18 protein-coding genes are annotated in these 26,164 nt (G+C 40.4%); 5 read left to right on the top strand and 13 right to left on the bottom strand.

The window, feature by feature from the left end; genetic code table 11:
- Window positions 1-46: 46 nt before the first annotated feature.
- Window positions 47-1,351, bottom strand: coding sequence for a glutamate-5-semialdehyde dehydrogenase (locus GSQ19_RS05410; RefSeq protein ID WP_041456549.1), 1,305 nt, complete (start codon window positions 1,349-1,351; stop codon window positions 47-49).
- A gap of 777 nt (window positions 1,352-2,128) precedes the next feature.
- Here GSQ19_RS05410 and GSQ19_RS05405 point away from each other — a divergent pair.
- The gene (locus GSQ19_RS05405) at window positions 2,129-2,611 is read left to right on the top strand and encodes a peptidoglycan-binding domain-containing protein (protein WP_011316954.1); all 483 of its coding nucleotides are present in this window, start codon (window positions 2,129-2,131) and stop codon (window positions 2,609-2,611) included.
- Window positions 2,612-2,647: 36 nt separating this feature from the next.
- Here the strand turns inward: GSQ19_RS05405 and GSQ19_RS05400 are convergent, their stop codons facing one another.
- From GSQ19_RS05400 to GSQ19_RS05375, 6 genes are all read right to left on the bottom strand, one after another.
- Entirely contained in the window at window positions 2,648-4,423 is a 1,776-nt protein-coding gene (locus tag GSQ19_RS05400; RefSeq protein ID WP_011316953.1) for a PAS domain-containing sensor histidine kinase, read from the bottom strand.
- Between the two features lie 128 nt (window positions 4,424-4,551).
- The gene (locus tag GSQ19_RS05395) at window positions 4,552-7,209 is read right to left on the bottom strand and encodes a CHAT domain-containing protein (protein WP_011316952.1); all 2,658 of its coding nucleotides are present in this window, start codon (window positions 7,207-7,209) and stop codon (window positions 4,552-4,554) included.
- Entirely contained in the window at window positions 7,202-9,637 is a 2,436-nt protein-coding gene (locus GSQ19_RS05390; protein ID WP_011316951.1) for a two-partner secretion domain-containing protein, read from the bottom strand. Before GSQ19_RS05390 ends, GSQ19_RS05395 begins: the two co-directional genes overlap by 8 nt.
- Window positions 9,638-9,852: 215 nt before the next feature.
- Window positions 9,853-11,031: an ARPP-2 domain-containing protein gene (locus tag GSQ19_RS05385; protein ID WP_011316950.1), complete on the bottom strand. Its 1,179-nt coding sequence runs from the start codon at window positions 11,029-11,031 to the stop codon at window positions 9,853-9,855.
- Window positions 11,032-11,159: 128 nt separating this feature from the next.
- Window positions 11,160-12,590 (bottom strand): hypothetical protein, encoded by a 1,431-nt coding sequence (locus tag GSQ19_RS05380; RefSeq protein ID WP_011316949.1) that lies wholly within the window; start codon window positions 12,588-12,590, stop codon window positions 11,160-11,162.
- Window positions 12,591-13,000: 410 nt separating this feature from the next.
- On the bottom strand, window positions 13,001-13,372 hold the full coding sequence (locus tag GSQ19_RS05375) for an alr0857 family protein (RefSeq protein WP_011316948.1): 372 nt from the start codon (window positions 13,370-13,372) through the stop codon (window positions 13,001-13,003).
- A gap of 202 nt (window positions 13,373-13,574) precedes the next feature.
- On the opposite strand from GSQ19_RS05375, the gene GSQ19_RS05370 reads away from it, so the two are divergent.
- Complete coding sequence (locus GSQ19_RS05370; protein ID WP_011316947.1) at window positions 13,575-16,409, top strand: HEAT repeat domain-containing protein; 2,835 nt, start codon at window positions 13,575-13,577, stop codon at window positions 16,407-16,409.
- A gap of 7 nt (window positions 16,410-16,416) precedes the next feature.
- Here the strand turns inward: GSQ19_RS05370 and pstB are convergent, their stop codons facing one another.
- From pstB to GSQ19_RS05345, 5 genes are all read right to left on the bottom strand, one after another.
- A complete protein-coding gene (pstB, locus tag GSQ19_RS05365; protein WP_011316946.1) occupies window positions 16,417-17,244 on the bottom strand; it encodes a phosphate ABC transporter ATP-binding protein PstB in 828 nt (275 codons plus the stop codon).
- Window positions 17,245-17,305: 61 nt separating this feature from the next.
- Window positions 17,306-18,205, bottom strand: a complete 900-nt coding sequence (pstA, locus tag GSQ19_RS05360; protein WP_011316945.1) for a phosphate ABC transporter permease PstA — start codon at window positions 18,203-18,205, stop codon at window positions 17,306-17,308.
- A gap of 6 nt (window positions 18,206-18,211) precedes the next feature.
- Window positions 18,212-19,153 (bottom strand): phosphate ABC transporter permease subunit PstC, encoded by a 942-nt coding sequence (gene pstC / locus GSQ19_RS05355; RefSeq protein ID WP_011316944.1) that lies wholly within the window; start codon window positions 19,151-19,153, stop codon window positions 18,212-18,214.
- A 70-nt stretch (window positions 19,154-19,223) separates the two neighbouring features.
- A complete protein-coding gene (locus tag GSQ19_RS05350) occupies window positions 19,224-20,225 on the bottom strand; it encodes a PstS family phosphate ABC transporter substrate-binding protein (RefSeq protein ID WP_011316943.1) in 1,002 nt (333 codons plus the stop codon).
- Between the two features lie 49 nt (window positions 20,226-20,274).
- Entirely contained in the window at window positions 20,275-21,432 is a 1,158-nt protein-coding gene (locus GSQ19_RS05345; RefSeq protein ID WP_011316942.1) for a sulfate ABC transporter substrate-binding protein, read from the bottom strand.
- A gap of 593 nt (window positions 21,433-22,025) precedes the next feature.
- Here GSQ19_RS05345 and GSQ19_RS05340 point away from each other — a divergent pair.
- From GSQ19_RS05340 to GSQ19_RS05330, 3 genes are all read left to right on the top strand, one after another.
- Complete coding sequence (locus tag GSQ19_RS05340) at window positions 22,026-22,316, top strand: hypothetical protein (RefSeq protein WP_235622525.1); 291 nt, start codon at window positions 22,026-22,028, stop codon at window positions 22,314-22,316.
- A gap of 157 nt (window positions 22,317-22,473) precedes the next feature.
- Window positions 22,474-23,832, top strand: coding sequence for a radical SAM/SPASM domain-containing protein (locus GSQ19_RS05335; protein ID WP_011316940.1), 1,359 nt, complete (start codon window positions 22,474-22,476; stop codon window positions 23,830-23,832).
- The gene (locus tag GSQ19_RS05330) at window positions 23,825-24,823 is read left to right on the top strand and encodes a hypothetical protein (RefSeq protein ID WP_011316939.1); all 999 of its coding nucleotides are present in this window, start codon (window positions 23,825-23,827) and stop codon (window positions 24,821-24,823) included. The genes GSQ19_RS05335 and GSQ19_RS05330 overlap by 8 nt, the downstream gene beginning before the upstream one ends.
- A gap of 257 nt (window positions 24,824-25,080) precedes the next feature.
- Here the strand turns inward: GSQ19_RS05330 and GSQ19_RS05325 are convergent, their stop codons facing one another.
- Entirely contained in the window at window positions 25,081-25,815 is a 735-nt protein-coding gene (locus tag GSQ19_RS05325) for a hypothetical protein (RefSeq protein WP_011316938.1), read from the bottom strand.
- Between the last annotated feature and the right edge of the window lie 349 nt (window positions 25,816-26,164).

Raw genomic sequence — 26,164 nt, 5'->3', positions numbered from 1 at the left:
AGATGATGGGTGGCGCTATCGCCACCTATCCTACAGATAATTGTGTCTAAAAATCTTGGTGAGTAAAAGGTTTGGCATTTTCCCCTGTGTAAGTGGCGACAATATGTCCTGTACCTGTCATTTGATATTTATATGTCACCAGTCCTTCTAAACCCACAGGGCCACGGGGGGGCATTTGTTGAGTACTAATACCTACTTCCGCACCAAAGCCGTAGCGGAAACCGTCAGCGAAGCGAGTAGAACAGTTGTGAAAAACTCCGGCTGAATTGACTAAGCCAAAGAAGGTTTCAACGGCTGCCACATCTTCGGTAATAATGGCATCAGTATGACGAGAACCGTATTGATTGATATGAGCGATCGCCTCTGTTAATGAGTCTACAATCTTAATGGACAAGATAAAATCGCTGTATTCTGTTTCCCAATCTATGGCTGTGGCCGCCGCAATCTCAGGTAATATCTGCAAAGTCCGTTCATCTCCTTTCAATTCCACCTGACGTTCAGCTAAGGCTTGGGCTACTTTTGGTAAAAATTCCGCCGCAATTGAGTGGTGGACGAGTAAGGTTTCAATGGCGTTACAAGCAGCCGGATACTGCACCTTTGCATCGACGCTCACAGCAATTGCTTTCTCTATATCTGCGGACTTATCTATATATACATGGCAAATGCCATCGGCGTGACCAAGTACGGGAATGCGAGTATTTTCTTGAACAAACCGCACAAAAGAGTTAGAACCTCTGGGAATAATTAAATCTACATATTTATCTAGGCGTAAAAGTTCTAAGGTTTCTTCTCTAGTGGTGAGTAACTGTACTACATCAGGATTGACATCTGTTGTTGATAACCCTTGTTTCACAGCTTTGACTATGGCTTCGCAAGAACGTACAGCTTCCTTCCCACATTTGAGAATTACGCCATTACCCGACTTGATAGCTAAGGAGATAATTTGAATGGCTGCTTCTGGACGGGCTTCAAAAATAATCCCCAACACTCCCAATGGACAAGTTATGCGCTTGAGAACTAAACCGGTATCCAGTTCACGCTGAATTTGTACTTGTCCGATAGGATCTGCTAGTTTACCAACATCTCGCACCCCAGCGATCGCATCTCTTAATTTATGTTCATCCAACTGCAACCGCTTGTATAGTGGTTTGGCTATACCTTCAGCCGTAGCCGCTTCACAATCCGCAATATTTGCCTGTAAGATTTCCTCCTTTGCAGATTCTAAAGCTTGCGCGACAGCAGCGATCGCTTGATTTTTTGCCTCGGTAGACAGCATCGCCAGTAAACTTGCGGCTTGGCGAGTTTGTTGAGCGATGTCATTCAGGGAAGAAGCAACTTGGAGAGTAGTCATATTATTAGTCATATTATTAGTTATTAGTTATTAGTCCATAGTCATTAGTCCATAGTCAACAGTCAACTACTGTTGCCTTGGTTCAGCCAATTTCCCCAATTATTTATTGGCAACAATCTGATAAGATATCGGCTCAATTATTTAATAACCATGCAAACTGCAAATTAATTTCAATTTCTTTAATGCCGACTGTATCAAGTTTTCATTCTTATTGACATTCTAACGACCCGGTAAGTGACTTGTACTAGTAAGCCTTGTAGTGAAGTATGTTGAGTTAAATTTACTGAGGGTCACACTTCTAGAATGCCTAAAAATCTTGCGGGGTATCGCTTCTAGAACCGCATCATCCAGCAATGATAAATTGCAGGTTCATCTTAATCAGCTTTTATGTAATTATTTGCGTTACTACTCTACATATCCATATTCTCTGCCAGATCAATACTTGCATCGAATTATACGCAAAATTTTTTCATTTATCATCTTTTCTTTGTAGCCTTTACCTGTTAAAACAATTACAGCTAAATTATGATTCTCCTGGTCAAATGTAGGACTAATGTTTGATTTTTAAATAAGCTCCTTACCCATCAAAAATCATTTTGCTCTATTCTTATCCCAAGTGGGTCAATTCAGAAACCAGAACGGATTACTATATTTTGCCATCCTACTACTGGGTTAACTACTGGGGTAGTTAAAAATCACTCAGATTGAGTGAACTTTTAATTGAGCTTATAAATTTAACTTTTTAGTATACAAATCGCTCAATATGGAGTACTAAGCATGACAACTATGACTGATATAACTAACAGTAAAGCGCCTGAGAATCAACCAACACTCAAACAAGGTGATACAGGAGAGGTAGTCAAAGAATTACAAAGGCTGTTAAGGAATTATTATTGTTATTCTGGGCCTATTGATGGGGTTTTAGATTCAGAAACAGTTGGGGGCATAATTTTATTTCAGCATCGGGTTTTTATCCCAGAAGATGGAATTGTTGGCTATAAAACTTGGCAAGCTTTATATGAAGGACGAGCAATTGATTTACCTATTTTGAAATATGGTAGTCAAGGTGAACTGGTTAAAGCCTTGCAACAAAGACTCCAGAATGCTGGATACTATACAGGATTGATTGACGGAGATTTTAGCTTCGTTACAGAAGCAGGTATTAAATCTTTTCAACTACGAAATAACTTAAAAGTTGATGGTATTGTAGGCGATCGCACTTGGACTGTTCTCAGCAACACACCGATTTTTGAGAGTTAAATAATGTAATACCAATTATCTCTGAAGATGACACTTCTATGTATTTTTCATCAGGTGAATGGGAATTGCAATTATAAATTCTGCGCCTTTTCCCAGAGAAGAAATACATTCTAAAGACCCACCATGTCTATTAGTAATAATTTGGTAACTGATAGACAAACCCATACCAGTTCCTTTACCTACAGGTTTACTCGTATAGAAAGGGTCAAATATTTTTTGTCTTACTTCATCTGACATACCTACACCATTATCTTTTATGCGGATAGTTATTTGTTTATAACTTGATATCTCTGTACAGATATGGATAGTAGGTGTCACCTGCTGATAGTTTTCTTGTTCATATTTTTCTTCTAAAGCATCAATAGCATTGATTAAAATATTCATTAATGCTTGGTTGAGTTGGGCAGCATAGCATTCAACTAAAGGCAAATTACCATATTCTCTTATAACTAAAATATCAGGTCGATTTTGCTGGGATTTCAGACGGTGTTCTAAAATCATTAATGTACTATCAATACCTTCATGTATATCACCAGCTTTTAAATCAGATTCATCAAGACGCGAAAATGTACGTAGAGAAGTAACAATCTTGCTGATGCGGGCTGCTCCCAGTGTCATCGAAGAGTAAAGTTTTGGCAAGTCTGCGAGTAAAAATTCTAGGTCGAGATGTTCAGCTTCTTCTGCAATCTCTAAGGCTGGTTCTGGGTAGTAATTTTGATAAAGATGAATCATTTTCAATAGGTTTTGAGTATATTGGCAAGCGTGTTTGAGATTAGCGGAAATAAAGTTCACTGGATTATTTATTTCGTGAGCCACACCTGCTACTAATTGACCTAGAGAAGACATTTTTTCACTTTGAATAAGTTGCAGTTGGGTAAGTTGTAGTTGTTTTAACGCTTGTTCAAGTTCCTTCGCTTGCTTGCTGAGTTCGGCTTCTGCTTGTTTGCGAGCAGTAATATCATTGCGAATAGCCACATATTGTTGAGGTTTGCCTTGCTCATCTAACAAGGGGACAATAGTTGTATCTACCCAATAATGTGTGCCATCTTTCGCCAGATTTTTAACTTCACCTTTCCACACTCTTCCTTGGCTGATAGTTAACCACATTTGTTGGAAAAATTCTGGGGAGTGATATCCAGAATTGATGATTCTATGAGTTTTCCCAATTAGTTCTTCTGGCTGATATTGAGATATTTGGCAAAACTTATCATTTACATATTCAATAATTCCTTGATGATTTGTTACAGCAACAATAGACGACTGGTCTAGGGCAAATTTGATATCTGCTATTTCTTTAAGGGATTGTTTTAAAGTTATTTCTGCTTGTTTGCGAGCAGTAATATCATTGCGAATAGCCACATATTGCTGAGGTTTGCCCTGCTCATCTAACAAGGGGACAATAGTTGTATCTACCCAATAATATGTGCCATCTTTCGCCAAGTTTTTAACTTCGCCTTTCCAAACTCTTCCTTGGCTGATAGTTAACCACATTTGTTGGAAAAATTCTGGGGAGTGATACCCAGAATTGATAATTCTATGAGTTTTGCCAATTAACTCTTCTGGCTGATATTGAGATATTTGACAAAACTTATCATTTACATATTCAATAATTCCTTGATGATTTGTTACAGCAACAATAGACGATTGGTCTAAGGCAAATTTGATATCTGCTATTTCTTTGAGAGATTTTTTTAGCGATAATTTACCCTGGGTTTCTTTAAGTTCCTGTTGTGTCTTTTGTAAATCTACCATTAGGCGATCGCCCTGCTGGCAACAAGACTGCAATTCTTGATGCTGAAATTCAGGAAACATAGTGATTAATCTCCGAGCAAATTAAATCATCAGAAGCTTTTCTGCTACCACAAGAACTTCTGATGTTATTAGTATTAATGTTCCCTAAATCAGCCCTGATAGTTAACCTGATCTCTATTTGCTAAATATTACAACCAATTACCAATTAACACGTAGGCAGACCAGTAACTTGGGGCGCTGTAGTTGGGATGTTGTAATAATTTTAGTTGGGCGCGGCGGAGGGCTTCGGCTTTAGTGATGTTGTTGTTTTTGAGTTCTCGATAGAATTCACCAACCAATAAAGCTGTTGATTCATCATCAATTTGCCACAGAGATGCTACCGTGCTGCGTGCGCCGGCGCGGACTGCGGCTCCTGCTAAACCAAGAGCAGCGCGACTATCTCCGGCTGCGGTTTGACAAGCGCTTAAAACTAATAGTTCTACTGCACTCGGACGAATTTGTTCTCGACTGCGAAGCAAGGTATCGAACTGGGTAACGTTAATTGGCCCATCTGCTGCCAAAATAAAGGTGTTTTCAGCACGGGAACTAAATTGGCCATGTGTGGCTAAATGAACTACGTTAAATGGTTCTGTGTTGACTTCTTTTTCTAGTGCTTCGCGGGTAAATTGCTGGTCGAATAAACTCGTAATGGAAACTCCTGCGCTAGCAATTAAGTCTACTTCCGACTTGATTGCAGGTAATGGGGCAAAGTTGGGGTAGTTTGGTGGGGGTTGAGTGAGTCCAGCCGTTAATGCTCTCAGGTCTCCTCGTTGTAGGGGTTTGGGGTCGAGGAGTTGCAAACCTACACTCAAGGCGATCGCATATTTTTCTATTAAGTATTGCTGTCCATCATAAAGTGCGCCTAGTGGTAAATTGCGTAATAAACCATCGGGAACAAACACGAGAGTTTTTACCCCACTAGCTGCTAATTCTGATTCAATAGGTTTGATGAGCCAGTTATAAACCTGTTGCGACTGAGTTTTGACGTTTTTGTTAGCTGTGGGACGAACAAGGTTTTTGCGTAGTTCGCTCAGAACTTCGTCAACTTCTCTTTGTTCAACATTAGTGCTGTAAAGTTGCAAAGGTTTGTGGGGAATCTTAACGATTACCTGAATCTGTTTTGGCAAAATAATCGGGTAGAGAATCGCCGCTGTGGGGTTATCTTGGTCTACCACTTGATCGAGTAACACTGTTTCGCCTTGCAAGCAAGCTTCCCGAAAGAAGTTATCTAATTCTGCCAATTGCAATGCTTCAATCCGTTGACGGGCTTTATCGAGAATTTTGTCATTAACTTTTTCTGGCTGGGATGACAACAATAACTCCACCGATTGCCGATAGATGGGTTCTACACTGTCACGGAAGTTAAACTGCACATCTTGATTGACAGCTACTAAGTCACTGCGTAGGGATTTTAGGCTTTCTACTGCTGTATCATAAGCGGCGATCGCACCAGACATATCTTTTTGCGCCCATAGCAACCGCCCCAACTGCCACTGCAAGCGATAGATAATGTCTGACGCGTTACTAGCCTGGGCTAAGATTAAGGCTTGTTGGGTCAGACTTTTGGCTTCTGGCAATTGCTGGTTTTGTTCATACAAATTCCCCAAACTCAACATTGCATAGGCTTCTGCCCGTTTATCATCCAAACTGCGGGCTTGTTGGATAGTGGTTGCTAATAATTTGGCTACATCCTGAGTGCTTGGTGCTGATGGAACATTTTTATTCCGCCCTTGGTTGTCGGAACTCGTCAGTTTCATGAGACTTTGAGCAAAGTTAATCTCGGCGTAGATAGCCGCATGACTAGGGGGTAATTGGTTGATTTGGGCTTGTATTGCTGGAATCAGAGTGGCAACTTCCGTAAATTTTTCGTTCTCCAGCAGCAAGCTGAGGTGGTTGATTTGGGCTTGAATTTTCGTTAAAGGTGAGGGGGATGTGGCTACTGTTTGTTGATAGTAGTTGATCGCTTCTGATATTTGCAGTTTAGCGCGGGTATTGTTTCCTAAACTAAAGTAACTAGCTGCAATTTCCCCAGGTATTGCCAAGCGCTTGGCAACTTCTAGACTCTGTTCTAAGGTAGTGCGGGAGTCCATTAAATTCCCTGCTACCATCAGAGCATCACCAAGCGATCGCAATCCCACTGCTTTTTCTAGGGAGTCTGGCTGTGATTGTAATTTTTGCCTAACTTCTAGTAAAACTTTCACCGCCCGACGATAAAAGCCTTGTGTCCGCCATGCCTGGGCTTGATTGATTTGCGATCGCACTTCGCCATGAAAATTTTTAGTTTGTTGATATATCTTGGCTGTGCGCTGCCAAGTGCTTAAAGCTGCCTCTGGTTTACCCATCGCCAGTTGCAGACGGCCTTGAATATCTAATGATTGGGCTAATACTTGGGGGTTCTGCTCTTTTCCCTCAAGTAAATTTAAGCTGTCTGTAATCGCCTGCTGTGCTTGTTGCCACTCACCTATTTGCTGATAGGCTAAAGATAAGTTACTGAGAGTCGCTGCTAATTTGAGATTTTCACCCTTTTGCTGATATTCCTGCGCCACCTGCTGTAATATTTGCGCTGCTTCGGCAAACCTGCCTGTATCGTATAGGGCTTTACCCTGTTCTACTAGGGAGATGGTAGAAGTGACTTGTGCGGTATCAGTTGAGGTGACTACTCTTGCCAGCACTGGCGAATTCACCGTGCAGATCAACGCCAACAGAAAACACAAAGCCAAACGTAAGAACTTGAACAGCTTACCTTTTATCTTCCGTATTCTACCTGTAACAAAATCAGGATAGTAGACCCTAGTAGTTTTATTCATGAATATGGCAGATGGTGGACGAAAACCAGGGATAGTGATGATTAACAGTAGGAACTGGAGCAACTAAGGTAATATTGCCATCAGTATCGATCACCCATCCCTGTGCTTCCACAATTTTAGGGGAATCAGGGTTATCCACAACATCAATGGGGGTAAAATTACTGATTGTTAACAAATGGTGAGGACTGGGGGAATTTTTGGTTTCCCGTTCTCCTTGAAAACTGTCTTTCAGTCGTGGTTTTTTCCTACTATCTGAACTACAAACCTGGGTTAGCCTGGATGTATTGATGGGATTTGTGGGGAACGCAGCAAATCTCTGACGCGAGTCTACATCCGGCCTGTTAATTGTGGCCGTACTTATTAAAGATGGGCTGGTCTGTGAGAAAGTAACAATGTCATTGGTTAGTAGAAATCCTGAGTCAAGCTGATTTGGGTCAGTAGTCCCTAAAATTTGCTCAAGTTCGCCTCGATTACGCACAACTAAACCAAGAAATTTCTGAGTACTGATTGTCACCCGACCCCCTGCACCCCCAAACACATTGGCAACGATGTCGTTATTTTCATTGGGAGTTGCCACAATGAAAGGACTATTAATTTCGATGTTGCCACCATTACCATCAGCAAATGTAGAAATTTGACTATTCAGGCGTAGTCGCAATATAGCGCTGAGATTGAGAGTGATATTGCCACCATTACCGGAGGTAGTTTGAGCAATTAATTGACTTTGGTTATCTAGTTTAAGCGATCGCGCCTTGATAGATAAATTCCCCGACTCTCCAGCCACGGTAACTTCTGCCCCATTTTGGACAATTAGGCGATCGCCTACAATATTTAAGTTATTTGCTGTTAGCCTGGCTCCGTTTTCTACAGTCAGTAATCCAGTATTGATATTTAATGTGCTGTCATTGGTGGTAGTTCCTGCTTGAGTTGCAGCAAAAATCCCACTACGAAAAATATCTAAAGATGAGGCTGTAGTAAATTGGGAAGCACCACTCACTTGAATACCTGCTGAGGCATTAATCAAGACATCACCCCCCTGACTTCCATACCTAGAAACATTAGATATTTGTGCGCCACCTTGAATATTCAACCGTCTAGTTTGTAGGGTAATTGTGCCAGTATTACCGGCATTTCCGGGAGCATCGGGGGAAACTTGCGCGAAAATTCCACTGGGAATATCACCATCGGGACTTTCTCCCCTTAAATCTATAGAATCTGTAGCTCTAACTAAAATATTTCCCGTGTTTCCTGCACCAAACGTAGAAGCTTCTATTCCCGCACCATCTGTTAGCAAAAGTCGCCCGGTTTCAATGGTCAAATTGCCACCATTACCTGTCACATTGGCACAATTTCCACCTAAAGAACAGACTTGTGAACCAATGAAGGATTCTTCCCTTAATTCTACTGAATCTTTAGCTGTAATCCAAATATCTCCCGCCTTACCTTCAGCCTGAGCAATAGTCAAGATATTAGAAGTGCCACCTACTTTTAAAGATTCAGAAGCATTAACAACGAGGTTATTTCCTGTTTGCGAACCAGAGTTAACCGTAAAAACTAGTGAATCATCAATAGTGACATTTCTTCCTTGAATTTGAATTGCACCACCACTATCTTGCATGGGTACACTACCACTATTAACTAAAGTTCCAGCCGCAAGATTGATATCTCCAAAATCTTGTACACCTGAATATCCAGCAACGTAAGCATCATCAATTTGGCTGAGGCTGACAAAGCCATTTCTACTAACACTACCTAGCTCAACCCTGCCCCCTGGCGCTTCCAAAAGACTACTTTCTAATAATAAATTCCCACCGATTAATCCTAAAGTTCTGCCATCTCTTACTTGCAATTCCAAAGGTAAATTAGCAACCATTGGCTGTTCAATATTTCCCGGATTATCACCAAATTGCAACCCTACAGGAACATTTACTGTTAATAAAGAGGTATTATTATTAGTAGTTGCGTTAAATTCTATCCCATCAGCAAACTTGATACTATTTGCAGTAGTCGCCACAAAAGAACCGCCAATATTTAAACTAGCATTTGCCCCAAAAATTATGCCCTGAGGATTAATCAAAAACAAATTAGCTCTACTACCTGAGGTAGCTGTAATCAAACCATCAATATAACTAGGTGAGCCACCTGTAATTCTAGTAATAATATTTCGTACTGCCAAATTGTGATTAAAAATAGCAACATTTCCTGTAACATTAGTAGTTAAGGCAGAAAAAGAAAATTCCCTAAAGCTATGAAATAAATTTTCTCCTCTTTGAGTACCTCCCTCAATTACTCGGATATTCCTCACTGGTCTAACAGTAGAGTTATTAGGAAGTGTAGTATCGGGAATGATTTCTGCTTTTGCGGCGGTGAAATTTAATAAACACAATAAAATACTGATATTCCAGATTAAAAACTTAGATTTGACCATATTTTTCACCAAATCAAATCAGAATAATTACAACTAATATCTGATTTATGTGAAAAAAAACGGACTTTATTTTAGGGTTATTTATATTTTTTAAATCAATTTTCTATAAGTATCTGTAGGGCAATGCCCACCAAAACCTTGATAAGGTGGGCAATGCCCACCCTACTACTTCCCGTAGGGTATTTTGAATTTTGAATTCCTATTCCTCCCCACCTTCACCTTTTCGCTTTTTTCCGTGCTGCGTCACGTACTTGTTGATTGAGTAGATAACCAAAACCTGAAGCTTCAAGGCGAGAAACTAGTTCATCGCGGGTGTGTCCCAAGGCTTTGGCTGTAGCATCGATATTCCAGTTATATTCAGCTAGTTGGCTGAGTAAGTACACTCGACGAGTTTGGGCGGCTGATAGACGGTAAGTTTTGAGATATTCTAACTCTCCGTTATCTCGAATAATCGCCTCACCGATATGGTTTTCTTCTTTGGGTTGCAGGTTAGTGATGAACCGTTGCAGTTGGAATGGGCCAGCCGTGTACACTCTCTGGGATTGGAGTTGGCGCTGTAGCAATCCTTCCGCCATAAATCCTTGGAATGCAGCCCAATCTGATCGCATTTGGGCGATCGCTCCACTTAAATCTGTCAAACTATTAATCTGGGCATCATCTACAGATGTAGCCATTAGAAAAGTTACATCGTACATTAAGCTGTATTCGTAAATTAGTTCACCATAAAAATCCTCTAAAAGACTGGTATGCAAAGCGCGGTAGTCTTCAGGTGTGGGAACGACAAAAGCAGAGGCTAAAGCTTCAGCGACAAATACCAATACACCCACTTGTCTTTCATGAATCTCAAATACCCGCAAAGCATCTTCTAACCCAGCAATGTAACGTCCGCTAAAAGATGATTCGTAGCGTGAACCCAGTCCGTGAGACAAAGCATATTGAGAATACTCACTCCAAGCAATATCTGGCCCTGAGAAAAACAGCGATAAAAAACCTTCCATTGCTAAGTGCAAAGGTAAAAATCTCAATTGATTCCTTGATTCTCGCTTCGCCATGCGGTGCATTAACCGCACACTTGCACAACAGGAATTAAAACTTTTACCATCAGGCTTGAGCATCTGTCCGCCAAAGCTAGCTACAGGACTACCGTCATCACTCCAAGACATGACTAAGCCATGAGGGACATAGGAGAAGTATTTCATACCCGGTTCGGTTATTTGACCTTCCAGGGAAACCACCGCCATATCTTCATCGTAAGAACGACGCAGCAAACGCAAATCACCCCGCACTTCTCGCCGCAGTAATGGCACAATACGCACTGCACCACGTATTTGGGAAGGGGCAATTTCCAATCCTTTGAGGGATATATCTGTTAATAAACTTTTAGTTTTTGACATAATAAGTTAATTCGTAATAGCCTGCGACACTCGTAGAGAAGGCTTCCGCCAACAAAATTCAAAATAAACGTAGCTTGCTTTTGGTGGGCAATGCCCACCCTACTATTGAGTAAAAAATTCATCACCAATTACCCATTACCCCTAATTAATTGCTCTACTCGTTCTGCTAGATATGTTTCTAGTTCTGACAACGGTGCAGAACCTTCAGCAAAACGAGCAAAATTGAGCATAGTGGGTAAATCTTCTGCGTCTCTTAGCCCTACAGTAGGGACGGGTGGACTGAGGGTGCGTAGGGAAAAATCGTCGGAGTTAAAGACAGGGTTGCAATGGATGATAGAAGTTCGCCGCATGGGGTCTAATTTATTCCGGTAGACGCGTAAAACTTCGGCTGCTCCATTGGGTGGATCATTTTCGCAACCATCGGAAATAATAATGATTAACTCGGCTCCTGTTGCCAAAGCTGCTAACAGTGGTGTAGCTAAGTCAGTTTGTCCACGGGCGTTTACTTGTAATGAATCTTCTACGGGTACTGTCCAAAAAGCTTGATATTCTTGCGCGGCAACTTGTAATAGGTAGTGTGCAGCCATAGCTATACCCAAGGGACGGCGGCGCTTTTCACTAGAGCCGGAACTGGAATAACTGCAATCCAAGACGGCTGCAACTTTTCCTAGTTTGAGGGGTGCTTTTTTTAACGCTAAACGTGCCGATCGCTCTAAGGCTTGATGTAGAATATCTCTTTGTTGTTGTCGTGTCTGCCAAGGTAAGGACAAAATATATAACGCCAACTTGGTTAAGGGAAGACGACCAAAATCTACATTGATATCAGTTTCGTTACGTTCCGCCACACCTTGCAAACGCAGCTTTTCTCCTAAAGTCATTTGCTGTTGAATCCGAGATAAGAAAACATCACGGGGGACTTTGTGTTTAACTGCAAATCCTTCAGCGATGGTGAAAGGCAAATTGTAAATGGCTTCGGCGCTGTAATGTGCTTGGCGAAACTGTTCAAATAACTGGGTGGAATAAGACTTTTGCTTCCAGTTGTGGAAAAGGAAATTACCCAATTCACTTTGTAGTTTCAGGTGGGCGTGGGTAGCGATCGCTCTCACTTTTGCGCGATACTTAACAGCATCAAAACTCATATCACGCCGCATACTTAAATAATCGCGGGCGATCGCTCTACTTCGTCTATTATTAATTTTACGTTGTCGTAACTGTTGTAAAACGCCCCAAGCTCGTTGTGGAGGTAAGGCGTTGAGTGCATGGGCAATCAGTGCGCCTTCTTCTTGGCGATGTTCGGGGATTGTGTCTTTTCCTGTCGCCAGTAATTTTAAGATGATTTGGGCTTGGTTAAAATGATTGATACCTGCGGCTAAAGTCCGGGCATAAAGTAAGCGGTAATTGCCCAGAATATAATCATGGAGAAAGTCAATTGATACTCGTTGACCATAAGCATCATCATAAAATTCTTTTTGTCCCGTGCAGGCAAGACAAGCATTAATAAACATTACTAAGTCTTCTCGCGCTACCTGTTCGACGCGGTTGGTATTGAAGTTAGTCACGTCGCTTCGCTCCAATTAAAAATTAAAAATTAAAGAAAATTAGTGGAAGCTTGTAGTAGTTAGTAGGGTGCGTCAGTGTGAGAAAACCTAGCTGTACCAAGAAATTATTTATACTGACGCACCCTAAAATTTGGATATTTTTTTATCTGGAAGTCCTTTATATCAAGTTCGGGGAAAGAACGGTACGACTAGGTTAGACAACTTAAAAGGTTGGAACGGAAGTCATACCAAAGTCCCGCGAACATTAAGACTTAAGCTAAAAATTTTGAATTTTGTAGCGTTTGCGCTTCCCGTAGGGTATTTTGAATTGTTATGGGTGCTGTTCGGGGAAAGGCGGCACAACTAGCTAGGACAGTTTCACAGACTGGGTTCGGAAGTCATACCAGAGTCCCGCGAACAGCAAAACTGAATTACTGAGCGTGGCAGAGTTGCTGCCTTTGAGATAATTGTTGGAGTAATAATTCTACAGATGAAATCAAATCTGTAACGAAAACCCCTGTTTCACTGTTTTCAGTTGATGTTATGTATATACCTTGGAGAGTAACTTCAAAGTATGAGGGATCACAAGGATAGAAATCTATCAAGTTGGCTTGGGCTAACTTTTCTAAAACAGCTAGGGGGGATGATTCGATAGGTAATAGAAAAGCCGCCGTGCTTGGTTCCGTGTAGATATTTGTGCCAGTGCTGAGAGCTAAATTTACTCTTTGATTTACCCAATTTTCTAAAGGTATGTCGAGATAATCTAAACTAACGCTATTTTCGGTATAAGTGAGTTTTAACATATGAATTAATAATATCTACATGGATATATATTCAAGTGTTTGGTTGTGTGCTTCGGATAAAATCAGAATATTCTGGGGAACTTCCCTGAAGCTAACTGTGAACGTGTCACTCGAAATGCTTGTGAAATCAAGTTTAGATGGTTAGGGGAAGTTGCTAAACTTGGGGGAATCCCCGAACTTTGTTGAGTATGCAGCTACGATAATGGCAAGAGCGAGTTATGGCCCAGAGGCGAAAAGGCGATCGCGGCATTTATTACAGGTACTATTAGCTTATGCTAATGATGAGCTAGGCTGCGATGAAGCGGCTTTAGATGCCCTGCGTCCCCAAATACAAACTCGCTGGCAAAGTGAAACACGCCTAGTTGTCAGAACTAAAGTCAGATTTTTGCAGGCTTTAACGGGGTTAACATCAGATGAGTTAACATCTGAACAAATCAAAGAAGCTTTAAAACGGTTTGCAGATTTCTTAGAAATATTAGAAGACAATCGCCCATCTCGCAGTGGTTCCGAAACTTGGCACTTTACCCTCAATCTTTGGTACAAACGCCAAGATACAGCAGCCAACTTACAAAAATTTGATTCCCACTGGGAAAGTCGCCGTCCAGAAAAATCCAAGGAAGTCACAGCAGCAAAAGCGGACAAACAAGTACCTCACCCAAATTGGCAAGAACTATGTCGCGCCAACCTCAACAACCGCCTGACAACAAATCCCCTCACCAGTGTAGATGGTGTCACTTTTGAATTGAATCAGGTTTACGTACCTTTGGGCTTAGTGCAGCGAAAACAGCGTTTACGTCATCGTGATGATGTCACTCCCCAAGAGGGTTCGCGGTTATATGAACCAGAGGAATTGGATATTACCCAAACCTTTGACCATAATGAATTTATTCAACAGGTACTAGGACAAAAGCAAAGTCAGCGAATTGCCATTATCGGCGAACCAGGCGCAGGGAAAACTACTTTTTTGCAGAGAATTGCTGCTTGGGTGTTAGATAATACCGCAGATTTACCAGTTTGGATTTCCCTAGCAGATTTACAAGGTAAAACTCTGGAACAGTATTTAATTCAAGACTGGCTACCTTCAGCTATGCGTAAACTTAGGGTTTCGCCAGAACTTGAAGACGCATTTTGTGAACAGTTCAACCAAGGAAGAGTTTGGTTACTGCTGGATGCGGTGGATGAAATGGCAATAGAATCTACCAGCGCCTTGGCAAAAATTGCTAGTTTCTTGAAAAGTTGGGTAGGCGATGCCACAATTATTCTTACCTGTCGGCTGAATGTTTGGGATGCGGGGAAGAATGCCTTAGAAAATTTTGACACTTATGGCAATTTACATTTTAGCTACGGCCTGGATCAAACACAGGATCGGATAGGGCAATTTATTTGTCGATGGTTTCAGTACAATCCAGCGTTAGGCGAAAAACTGCGACATGAGTTAAACCAACCAGAAAGGCGGCGCGTCAAAGATACGGTAAAAAATCCCCTACGCTTGGCTTTGTTGTGTCGGATTTGGGGCATCACTCAGGGAGAATTACCTTATAGTAAGGCGATGCTTTATCAGCAGTTTGTGGAAGCAATCTATGAGTGGAAACAAGACATTTTCCCTACTACTTCCACTCAGCGACAGGAGTTAAACCGGGCGTTGGGAAAATTAGCACTGTTGGCAATTGCCCAAGAACAGACAAAGTTTCGCCTCAGACATCGTTTTGTCTGCCAAGTTTTAGGCACTCCCGATGATGGACTGTTCCAACTAGCACTCCAGTTAGGTTGGTTGAATCAAGTCGGTATTTTAGAAACTCAAGGGGAAAAAGTTTATGCTTTTTACCATCCCACATTTCAAGAATATTTTGCCGCTCAGGCGATTACAGATTTTTCAGGGGAAAGTGGTTACCGGATTTTTGAACCGCAATGGCGAGAGGTAATACTATTGTGGCTGGGTAGAGATGATGTACCACAGGTAGAAAAAGAGGCTTTGATTAACGCACTAATTCAATTTGAGGACGGATGCGGGGGATTCTATAATTATCAAGCTTATTTCTTGGCAGCCCAGGGAATCACTGAATTTACCGATTCTCAACAAGCTGAGGCGATGATTCAGCAGTTAATTAAGTGGCGTTTTGGCTACTTTGATTCACAAAAGCAAAAATGGTGTAGATACCCATCACCAATTGTAGAAGGTGCGCGCATAGCTTTACTCAAAACCGATCGCCTAAAAGCGATCGCCTGCTTAGAACAATTTATCACTGCCTGTGACAATGAGTTTGATAGTTGGAATGCAGCCTATAGTTTAGGTAAGATTTTTGACCCTGGGAACAAGATTGCGATCGCTTCCTTGGAAAATCTTGTTAAAATAGCTCGGCATGAAACTATCCGTTGGCAAGCCGCCTATAGTCTAGGCAGAGTCGATGCAGAAAATCCCACGGCTATGACTGCATTGCTGCAAATTATTGCAACTACTGACAATGAATCTACTCGTCGTAAGGCTGCCTATAGTTTAGGTAAACTTGATTCCCACAACGCAACGGCTATTACCACATTAGAAAAAATCGCCCAATCAGCCACAGATGTTTCTCAACGCCGCCAAGCCACCGAGAATCTAGCAACTTTACGCGGTGAAGAAATTACCCATAAATGGCAAGGTAAACAACAACAACAACAAAAGGTACTTTACCCTGTACCTGAAAAAATCACAGCCTTAATCCGTGGTATCTCTTCATGTGAGGATGAAGACACCAAAAGACGTAGAGCCTACAAATTAGCACAACTTGACCCAGGTAATAAGATTGCATTGATAACCTTACTACAATTACTCAAATCAACCCAACGCGAATCGTTACGCAAACGCACAGCAGACAATTTAAAAGAAATCCTGATTGATGAACAGTTACCACAAGTAATCTTCTACCTGAAAGATTGCTTTTCCCCCACAGTTAGGGAACACGAGTTGGAACTACACCGAGATTGTTACAAGTTGCTGTGGTACTGTGCCGAAAATCTGACTTATCAGGAGTTTTACCAAGCTTGGCATAGCAGTTAATAAAAGTTTACCCAAAGCGTCCACTGATATATTCTTGTGCTTCTTTAGTATTGGGAGAATTGAACATTTGTTCTGTAGGACTAAATTCTACTAATTTACCCCGACGCTTACCATATTCATCAATTTCTGTATTAAAAAATGCTGTCCAATCTGCTACTCTAGAAGCCTGCTGCATATTATGAGTCACCATAATTATGGTGTATTGCTCCTTCAGTTCTAAGCAAAGTTCTTCTACTTGACGTGTAGAAATAGGGTCAAGAGCAGAGCATGGTTCATCCATTAATAATACATCGGGCTTCATGGCGATCGCTCTGGCAATACACAGCCGTTGCTGTTGTCCACCAGATAAAGCCGTACCTTTGGCTTTGAGTTTGTCTTTGACTTCATTCCAGATAGCAGCACGTCTGAGAGAATCTTCTACTAATTCATCCAGATTCCCTTTATAGCCATTAGCACGAGGGCTAAAAGCAATATTTTCATATATAGATTTAGGAAAGGGGTTAGGTCTTTGAAACACCATTCCTACTTGACGGCGCAATTTTACAGAATTAATTCTGGAGTCATAAATGTTGCGATCGCGGTAATGTAATCTCCCTTCTACCTTGGCTCCGGGGATTAAATCATTCATGCGATTAAAGCAGCGTAATAATGTACTTTTACCACATCCAGAAGGTCCAATAAACGCAATAATTTCCTTATCTGGTATTTGCAAATGTACATCAATTAGTGCTAAAAATCCACCATAATAGACCTTGACACCTTCAACATTAAATACAGCTTGATTCTTGTGATTGATTGTGGCACTATCTCGTTGATTTCTACTGTTGTAGGACATAATTAAAGTTTCCTAATCTGAATGAAATTTGGACTAATTTTATGAAGATTACCTTGATTATTTAACGAAGGGAAAATCGCTGTCGGATATAAATTGCCACACCATTTAAGAGTAAAATCAAGCTCAAAAGTGCAATAATTGTTGCTGCTGCTGCACTAGCAAAACCCGGTTCAGGACGAGTGATGTAACTGTAAATTTGAATAGGTAGTGCCATAAATCTCTGGAACAAACCAGGATCGAAAGTGAGAAAACCCACAGCACCTACAACAATTAACGAGGCTGCATCACCGATGGCACGAGACACTGAGATAATCACCCCGGTCAAGATACCGGGAATAGCATAGGGTATGACATGACTGCGGATAGTTTGCCATTTGGTAACACCTAATCCGTAAGAAGCGTTTCTTAAGGAATCAGGAACAGCGCGAATAGCTTCTCTAGAGGTGACAATAATCACTGGTAAAGACAGTAAAGATAAAGTCAAGGCTCCAGAAATTAAAGCGGGGCCGAATCCCAATAAATAATTAAACACCCCTAAACCTAGCAAACCATAGACAATAGAAGGTACACCCGCTAGATTACTGATATTTATCTCAATAATCGCTGTCCACCAAACTTTAGGTGCATACTCTTCTAGATATAAAGCTGCTCCTACACCAATGGGAACAGTAACAAAAATCACCACAAGTCCCAAAAGAATGCTGCTGATAATAGCAGGACGGATACCACCTTCGTCAGGAAAGCGAGAAGGGGTTTCTGTCAGAAAACCAGGTGTTAAAAATCTACCTAATCCGTCTCCAAAAATATCAAATAGTAGCAATGCTAGGACGAATATACCAATCAATAATCCTAACAAAAAAACTAATTCAAATATTTTTCCTAAAGTCTCTCTTCTATCAACATTATCAGTAAATTCTGTCTCAGATGCCAAGGAATCATTTGATTGATAACTATTAGCCATACCTAATTACTCGTACTTTTCTTTATAACGATTAGCAATCCAGTAACTAACAATATTTAAGGATAGGGTAAGAACAAACAAAACTGCCCCCACAGCATATAAAGTCTTGAAATTAAGGCTTCCACGCGGGCTATCTCCTCCAGAGATTTGTGCCATGTAAGCTGTCATGGTTGCTATTGACTCTGCAAAGCTAATAGTCAGTTTTGGCTGTAGTCCAGCAGCAATGAGTACAGTCATTGTTTCACCTACGGCGCGAGAAATACCTAAAATAATTGAGGCAACAATTCCCGAAAGTGCTGCTGGTAAGACTACTTTAAAAATGGTTTCCAATTTAGTAATACCCAAAGCATAAGCTCCTTCCCGCAAAGAACGTGGAACTGAGCGAATAGCATCCAAACTAATAGAACCAACGGTAGGAGTAATCATTACTCCCATCATCAATCCTGCACTCAAGGCGTTGAATATTTCCAAAGGAATCAAATATCGTAGTAATGGCGTGAGAAACAATAGCGCAAAGTAGCCATATACTACCGTTGGCACACCCGCTAAAAGTTCCACCGCAGGGCGTAAAACTGCTGCTACTTTGGGTTGAGCATATTCACTCAAGTAAATGGCAGAAGATAAACCCAAAGGAATCGCCACCGACATAGCAATAGCTGTAGTCAAGAAAGTGCCATTAATTAAAGGCCAAACACCAAAATGTCTCTCCGCAAACAGAGGTGTCCATTTAGTATCGAGAAAGAATTGGGCAAAGGAAACTTCTTGGAAAAAACTAAATGTTTCCTGAAAGATAATTAAGACAATACCAAATGTCGTCAACACGGAAACTAAAGCACAAGCAAATAAAATTGCTCCCACAATCCTTTCTATTATATCTTCAGATATATTTTTATCTAGTGATTGTCTAGATAGTAAATAAGGATCATCGTGAAAAGTGTTATTTTGCATAGATATTGAATTTATAAATACAAATCAAATTACAAATGACCATGTTTGAATTGCTAAAACTGGGTATTTTCTAAATGAAATTTGTGATTGGTTCACCTGGTTTGGCTTTTTGAAATTTCGTTCCAGTCTCTCCAGCAGCAAATTTTTGTTTTACTTTGACGTAGGCTTCATCAGGTAGTGCTACATAACCAGCGCCATCTACCCACTTCCAAGAATTTTCTAAATAAAAATCTACAAATTCTTTAACTACTGGTTTGTTATCTAAAGATATTTTACTGACGTAGATAAAGAGGGGACGAGACAAAGGTGTGTAGGTGTTTTTGAGTACGTTATCTAGAGGAACTGGCTTTTTACATTCACCTTTGAGATTTTCTATAGCAACTAAATTGAGCTTTTCTTGGTTTTGAATATAGTAAGATATTCCCACATAGCCCAATGCTGATTCATCACCAGAAACACCTTGTACTAGTAGATTTTGATTATGACTAGGAGTGTAGTCTGTGCGTCCATTTTTGGCTTTACCAGTAACAGCTTGAGTTAAATAATCAAAGGTTCCTGTATCAGAAGCTGGAGCATAAAGCTTCAGAGGTAGCTTAGGAAATTTAGGATTAACTTGATTCCAAGTCAAGATTTTACCGTCTGATTTGGCGCTCCAAATCGTATTCATTTCTTTAATAGTTAGACATTGAGCAAATTTGTTTTTAGGGTTAGCAATTACAGCTACACCATCTAAACCTATGGGTAACTCTACAAACTCAATATTCTTACTTTTACATTTGGCAATTTCTTCATTTCTAATGGTACGAGAAGCGCCAACAATATCAATATCACCATTACAAAACTTACTAAAACCGCCACCTGTACCACTAGAAGCAACGCTAACTTTTGCGTCAGCTTTAACTTTCTGGTATTCTTCGGCAACAGCTAAAGAGATAGGAAAGCCTACGGCTGCACCATCAATACTCACTTGACTTTTCAATTCTTGTCCACTGTTACAACCAGTGATAGTACTAGTAGAAAGTATTAAAGATGTTAAGCAAAAGCTATATTTAAATTTGTCATGAAATCTCATAAATTCCCAATTGAAATAAAGTGACTATTTGCTACATAAAAAGTGATGCTTACGCTTTTTTTGCAGCTTGAATTTTGTCAAAAATTGCCCCATCTTCAAAAAATTTTTTCTGGATAAGCTCCCAACCACCTAAATCTTGTGAGGTGAATAAAGTTTTAACTGGCGGTTGCTGTGACACGACTTCTTGAGTAACAGTTGGATTTACAGGACGATATTGCAATTTAGCAAATTCCCGTTGCGCTTCTGTTGAATAAAGAAAATCAACAAATGCTTGTGAAACTTCTCTTGTACCGTGTTTATTAACGTTTTTATCAACGAGAGCCACGGGATTATCAATAGAAATATTGACTTGAGGGACAATATAAGGCAGTTCGTTACCATTTTTACCTGCCAAAATAACCTCATTTTCGTAATTAATTAAAACATCTCCTTCGCCTTTCTGGAAAAATAAATCACTAGCTTCACGAGCATCTTTCGTTAGCACAGGAATATTCTTGTAAACCTTAGTGACATAATCTAATGCTGCTGTTTCATCACCACCCGTTAGGCTGACGGAACTCCAAAAAGCTAAGAATTCCCAAATAGCAATACCAGAAGTTTTTGGGTTAGCTGCAATTATTTTCACCCCATCTTTGGCTAAATCTGCCCAAGTTTTAATGTTTTTAGGATTACCCTCACGAGTAACGATCGCCGCCACTGATTTACTAACAATACCATTTCTGGGAGTTTTGATTTCCCAACCTGATTTAATTAAACCTGCTTGTTGGAGTTTGATGACATCTAAAGGTAGTGCCAAATGTACTATGTCTGCTTCTTGCAAGCCTGCAATAACCGCCGCCGTTTGAGCGCCAGAACCTCCGTAAGTCGCTTCAACTGTGACGTTTTGGTTATGTTCCCGTTTCCATTTCTCCACAAACTTAGGAATTATCTGATCATGTGCGGCTTTGGTGACAGAGAAGGAAACGAGTTTGAGTTTTACATCACCTTTGTTAGCAAAACCACTTCCAGCGCAGGAGGCGATCGCTACACTTAATATAGTACCTATCAAGAATAGGCTCATATACTTTTGATTAGAGCTTCTATTCCCGGTAATCTGCATAATTTTTTCAGCCGAAAGCTGCACAGTTTGCCCAGCCTTCACAACGCAAGTATGTATTCGCTGTATCTGGCAAGTTAATAAATGCACCCAATATTGCGACTTATTCATCTAAGTACTCACCCTTATAATCATCGGTATTCCGATCTGTATACCGTGATTTATGATCATTATCAAATATGAAAATCCGATAGCTGTCAAGAATGTAACTTATCCATTACAAATGTTTAAATTATGTAGTAAGGTGATACGCACCTAAATCAAATATTTTTGCGTCAGGGCTGTCCATAGTCCAGAGTCCAGAGTCAAGGGCTAGCTTGGACTATGGACTTTTGACAACCTGAGCGCGAAATATACAATTTAAATTCGTAACAGCTTAATACTCAGACTGTCTAAACGTTTGAGTTTCATCAAAGTAACTTCAAGCATGGGTCATAGGTGATTGATCAATCACTAAATTCCTTTATGGGTAAGGATTTTAAGCAATAAGTTCACCACAGCAAAAATTTTTTTTGAGAAAACTGCATAAAAAAATAAACCCCAACCTATGAGTAAGTGAAGGGTGAAACCTGAAAACAAAAATCTCAGTTTTTCAGTAGTTATCACACAATTCAAAATCTGTTTATTCACTTCTTTCTATAGGGATATCTGTCATGTCTACTCAAAAATCCAGCAAAATCAAGTTCATTTTCAGCATGATTGCAATGACAAGCATTGCAGCTTTAAACCCAGCAGTTAATGCTCAAACTCCCCAACCTGGTGCTGTTGATAATTTCCTGAACCGCGCTAATTTAAGTACTGATTCTATCAAAGTGCGTCCAGGGGCAGTTGATAATATAACTCCTTCTGTACAGAAACTTCCAGGGACTATAAAACCGGGTGGAGCAAACGCACATAATGCAGGTTGTGTTAACGCAGGTTGCTCTGAACGCCTACCTGATAACGGACGCAGAGTTATTAGTCCAGCTACTTTTAAGGATCAAATCCGTAAGTAATTTATCGAGTTGCTAGTTATGTAGATATGGTTTCTGGATTTGGTAATTGGTAACTCGTAATTGAGTCGGAATTATTATCTATTACCAATCCTTCAATTGATAACTAGCAACTTACTTCACAAGTATTTCCTGTCTATTTTGTAGGGACGTTATAAATATGAAGCTTTCACATTATCATGTAGTAACACAACCATTTTTCGATGAAATTGAAGAACGAACAAAGCGCGTTATCTTTTCTAGTCGAACATCAAATGTCAGAATTATTGATGAGCATAGTTGGCACATTTTAGCTAGTGGTGATTTTGCTCAATTACCTCAATATATATTGTTTGATCTAGTTGATGTTGAACTAATTGTACCTGATGATGAAAACGAATTACAAACTATTTTAGATTACAATAATGCCTTAGCAATTGATAACGATGATCTACATTTAGTTGTTCAACCAACTGCTTTTTGTCAACTGGGTTGTCATTACTGTGGTCAGGAACATACTAGCAAAATGATGACCGAAGATGAGCAACAAAAATTTATAGAACGAACTGCTAAAAAACTCGCCAGCAAGAACTTTCGTAGTCTCTCAATTGGTTGGTTTGGTGCAGAACCTTTGGTAGGTCTGCCAGTGATGAGAACTCTTACGCCAAAACTACAGGCTCTTGCGGCCAGTTTTGGTTGTAGTTATCATGCAAAAGTTGTCACCAATGGTTTAGCTTTAACACATCAAGTAGCAACGGAAATTGTTCAAGAATTAGGCGTAAATTCTGTTGAAATTACTCTTGATGGCACTGGTGAATATCATGATGTTCGGCGGATGCAGAAAAATGGCTTACCTACATTTGAGAAAATTTTTGCTAATACGGTTGCCTTAGCTCATCGGCAAGATTTGGATGTACAAATTAATATTCGTTGTAATGTTGATTATCAAAATTATGAATCTGTCTCTTTGTTACTACAAAAATTAGCTGAGGCAGAGATACAAGATAAGATTAATTTCTATGTTGCACCGATTCATTCTTGGGGAAATGATGCTCATACTCGTTCCTTATCGAAAGAAGAATTTGCTGATTGGGAAATAACTTGGCTTGGGGAAATGATTGAGTTAGGTTTCAAGGTTGGGCTACTACCAGAGCGCAGACCTCTAGTTTGTATGGCTGTAATGCCCCATTCGGAATTAGTTGATGCCTATGGCAATATTTTTAATTGTACAGAGGTGTCTTATGTTCCTACATACGGCACACCTAATGAATATGCCATTGATCATTTATCAGGTAAACAGATGCCCGGTAAAAGGGAACGTTTAGCTAGTTTCAATGATAAAGTGCGTCAAGGTGCATATCCCTGTTCTACTTGCCCCATGCTACCTGTTTGCGGTGGTTCCTGTCCGAAGAGTTGGTTAGAAGGTATTGAACCATGCCCCAGTGCTAAACATAACATTGAGCAACGTTTATTACTTACCTATGCGTTATCTCGGATTGAAGAAGCAGAAACCAACGAGGAGGCTTTAGTTTATGCTTAATACTTCTAGTCAACTCCTAGCAGAAATCACAGAAAGTTATCGCCAAGGGTGTACTGCAACTATGAATATACCCGCAGGTAGTGGTGATTTATTTAGCGAAAAACTAGAAGCTTTGATGGCGCAACGTTTACCCTTACAAGAGCAATTATTACTGCGTCGCTATAGTAATGCTCGTAGTCAAGGGATGGTAGCTGCTCGCCACCGCCAACTGACAACAGCCGCGCAGTTATTTGAGGAAGCCCGTAAACCTTTGCAAATGGCTACACTGTCACGGGAATCTAAGCTACTACATCAGTCATTTTTAGAACAATCAGCAGCTTATCTCGATTATTGTCATCAGAATTTTGACCAAGTTTACAGTCGCACTGAGGAGGCTTTAAGATTAAGTGCAATTTTAGAGGAAGAATATGGTTATGATATTCTCCTGATGCAGCGTATCCAACTGTTACACAATCTAGTGCGGACAGAAGCACGACGATTAAATTTTACAGGAGCGATCGCACTTGCTGCTCAACTTCTTGCCTATCTTGATGGACAATTGCAGACTTTACCTACTCCCCATCCTTGGGGTTTTGAACGCATAGCACGCCAACCTCCTGAGTTTGTCTCTGTTATGTTTGCCCAAATTACTGGTGAAGTTGCTTTAATTTTGGCAGGTCAAGACCGCAAGCAAGTAGCTAATTTGTTAACAATTGCGGCAGATTATTTACAGTTACCAGTTCACACTGAAAAATCTCGCTACCCACGTTCCTATGCTTGGTTTTCCATCAAACAAGCATTTGTGGAGCAAGATATCACCACTTTTCTCACACAAGCTGCTCAGTTTATTGCTCAAGGACGTGCTGATACACCTCTGCTTTGGTACACAATAATTAATGATTTGTTGGCTTTATGCAATGAGCAAGGTTGGTTAGATTTTCGTCAAGAAATTGTCCAAGATTCACTGTCTTGGAATGATTTGCCACACAAACTTATTCTAATGAGAAGTTGACAGTTAACCGTCAACTGTCAACACAAAAATATGTGCAAATTAAAGCAAGAACAGCTAGTCTTAGTAGGGACGTACCGTTGTACGCCCCTATAGCCATATCTGCTTTGCAAAGATTATTGAAAAAGATCAAGAGCTAGGGGTACATAATTATGTCCTTGCCAACTCTTGAAAGTGCTATTATGACTTAGGTATATAGTTAACTAAAAGCTAGATGCTTAATAGCTCTAACTTTTAGTCATACTTAGTTAACGAAACAGTTACTGGTGTCTTGCACACGCCAGTGACTGTGTTTTTTCTTTTCTGACCTTAGATACAAGTCCTAAGCCAGCAAGGGCGATAAACCCCAAAATAGAACCAGATTCGGGAGTAGAAACTTGAGCTACACCGCTATATCCCCCTCCTTGTCCTCCTGGAAGATCCTGAAAACCTAGTTGAAGTCGAGATGGATCGTAATTGACTCCCTGAATGGTAATCACTGAAGCCGCAGTCTTGGAGTCTAACTCAAATGCCACACCTCCACCAGCAAAAGTACCTAGAAATTTAGAGTCTTTTGCATATTTCACGCTCACATCTTGAAGCGGATTAAAAACGTTATCATTGTCGGCATCGAACTGAAACACTAAATCATTCGTAAGTTTGTAGATAAACTTCGCATCACTAGTACCCGTATACAAAAAGTTTCCCACAGCAGAGTCTGGTGGCAGGATTGAGCGAAATACAGGAGGGTTGGGAGGAATTGCGGAGAAAGCTGATGCAAACTCACCATTGGCTTGAAAAATAGACGCAAATCCTCCAAGTGATGCAGGAGAGAAAGTGACGGAAAAAGTATCCCCAATAGCAGGACTTACCTGTTCAAAAAAGTTGCTAGTTCCATCATTCCAGTTAAGAGTTCCAGCCTGAGCGGGAGAAGCAGCCATACTTGCACCAATCGCAACACCAAGTGTTACCGATGCACAAGCAAAGGTTTTGCTTAATTTATTAGTTGTAAACATGATCAAAAAGTCTTTAATGCAGTGGTTAATACCAAGCAATTACATTAAATTAACGACTATTTAGAGAGGGAACAGGGAACAGCCAAAAGTCAACAGGGAACAGCAGCAAATAAGACAAAAGGGTGTTTAGACCGCATCTGAAACTGTTAATACCTAGTTGCAGGGGTCTTTTGTTCCCTTCTTTAATGAAGAGTCTTAACTATGATAATTGCTTGACTATCTAGTAATATAAGTTATTTTTTTCAAAAAAAAACAACGCGCTACATAACGTTACGTTTTGACATTTTTATATCACTTTCAGCAGAGAATAAATTAGAGGGTTTACCGTAGTATTCTTGACTATATCTAA

Origin of the sequence: Trichormus variabilis 0441 (assembly GCF_009856605.1) — a bacterium.
Taxonomy (GTDB): Bacteria; Cyanobacteriota; Cyanobacteriia; order Cyanobacteriales; family Nostocaceae; genus Trichormus; species Trichormus variabilis.
This window is presented reverse-complemented; position numbering and strand designations above follow the sequence as displayed.

Bases quoted from the DNA above. Each gene is read 5' to 3' on its own strand.
- GSQ19_RS05395 (WP_011316952.1), bottom strand. From the start codon at position 7,209: ATGAATAAAACTACTAGGGTCTACTATCCTGATTTTGTTACAGGTAGA.
- GSQ19_RS05405 (WP_011316954.1), top strand. From the start codon at position 2,129: ATGACAACTATGACTGATATAACTAACAGTAAAGCGCCTGAGAATCAA.
- GSQ19_RS05410 (WP_041456549.1), bottom strand. From the start codon at position 1,351: ATGACTACTCTCCAAGTTGCTTCTTCCCTGAATGACATCGCTCAACAA.
- pstB (WP_011316946.1), bottom strand. From the start codon at position 17,244: ATGTCCTACAACAGTAGAAATCAACGAGATAGTGCCACAATCAATCAC.
- GSQ19_RS05370 (WP_011316947.1), top strand. From the start codon at position 13,575: ATGGCAAGAGCGAGTTATGGCCCAGAGGCGAAAAGGCGATCGCGGCAT.
- GSQ19_RS05390 (WP_011316951.1), bottom strand. From the start codon at position 9,637: ATGGTCAAATCTAAGTTTTTAATCTGGAATATCAGTATTTTATTGTGT.
- GSQ19_RS05385 (WP_011316950.1), bottom strand. From the start codon at position 11,031: ATGTCAAAAACTAAAAGTTTATTAACAGATATATCCCTCAAAGGATTG.
- GSQ19_RS05325 (WP_011316938.1), bottom strand. From the start codon at position 25,815: ATGTTTACAACTAATAAATTAAGCAAAACCTTTGCTTGTGCATCGGTA.
- pstC (WP_011316944.1), bottom strand. From the start codon at position 19,153: ATGCAAAATAACACTTTTCACGATGATCCTTATTTACTATCTAGACAA.
- GSQ19_RS05345 (WP_011316942.1), bottom strand. From the start codon at position 21,432: ATGAATAAGTCGCAATATTGGGTGCATTTATTAACTTGCCAGATACAG.
- GSQ19_RS05335 (WP_011316940.1), top strand. From the start codon at position 22,474: ATGAAGCTTTCACATTATCATGTAGTAACACAACCATTTTTCGATGAA.
- GSQ19_RS05400 (WP_011316953.1), bottom strand. From the start codon at position 4,423: ATGTTTCCTGAATTTCAGCATCAAGAATTGCAGTCTTGTTGCCAGCAG.
- pstA (WP_011316945.1), bottom strand. From the start codon at position 18,205: ATGGCTAATAGTTATCAATCAAATGATTCCTTGGCATCTGAGACAGAA.
- GSQ19_RS05350 (WP_011316943.1), bottom strand. From the start codon at position 20,225: ATGAGATTTCATGACAAATTTAAATATAGCTTTTGCTTAACATCTTTA.
- GSQ19_RS05375 (WP_011316948.1), bottom strand. From the start codon at position 13,372: ATGTTAAAACTCACTTATACCGAAAATAGCGTTAGTTTAGATTATCTC.
- GSQ19_RS05330 (WP_011316939.1), top strand. From the start codon at position 23,825: ATGCTTAATACTTCTAGTCAACTCCTAGCAGAAATCACAGAAAGTTAT.
- GSQ19_RS05340 (WP_235622525.1), top strand. From the start codon at position 22,026: ATGACAAGCATTGCAGCTTTAAACCCAGCAGTTAATGCTCAAACTCCC.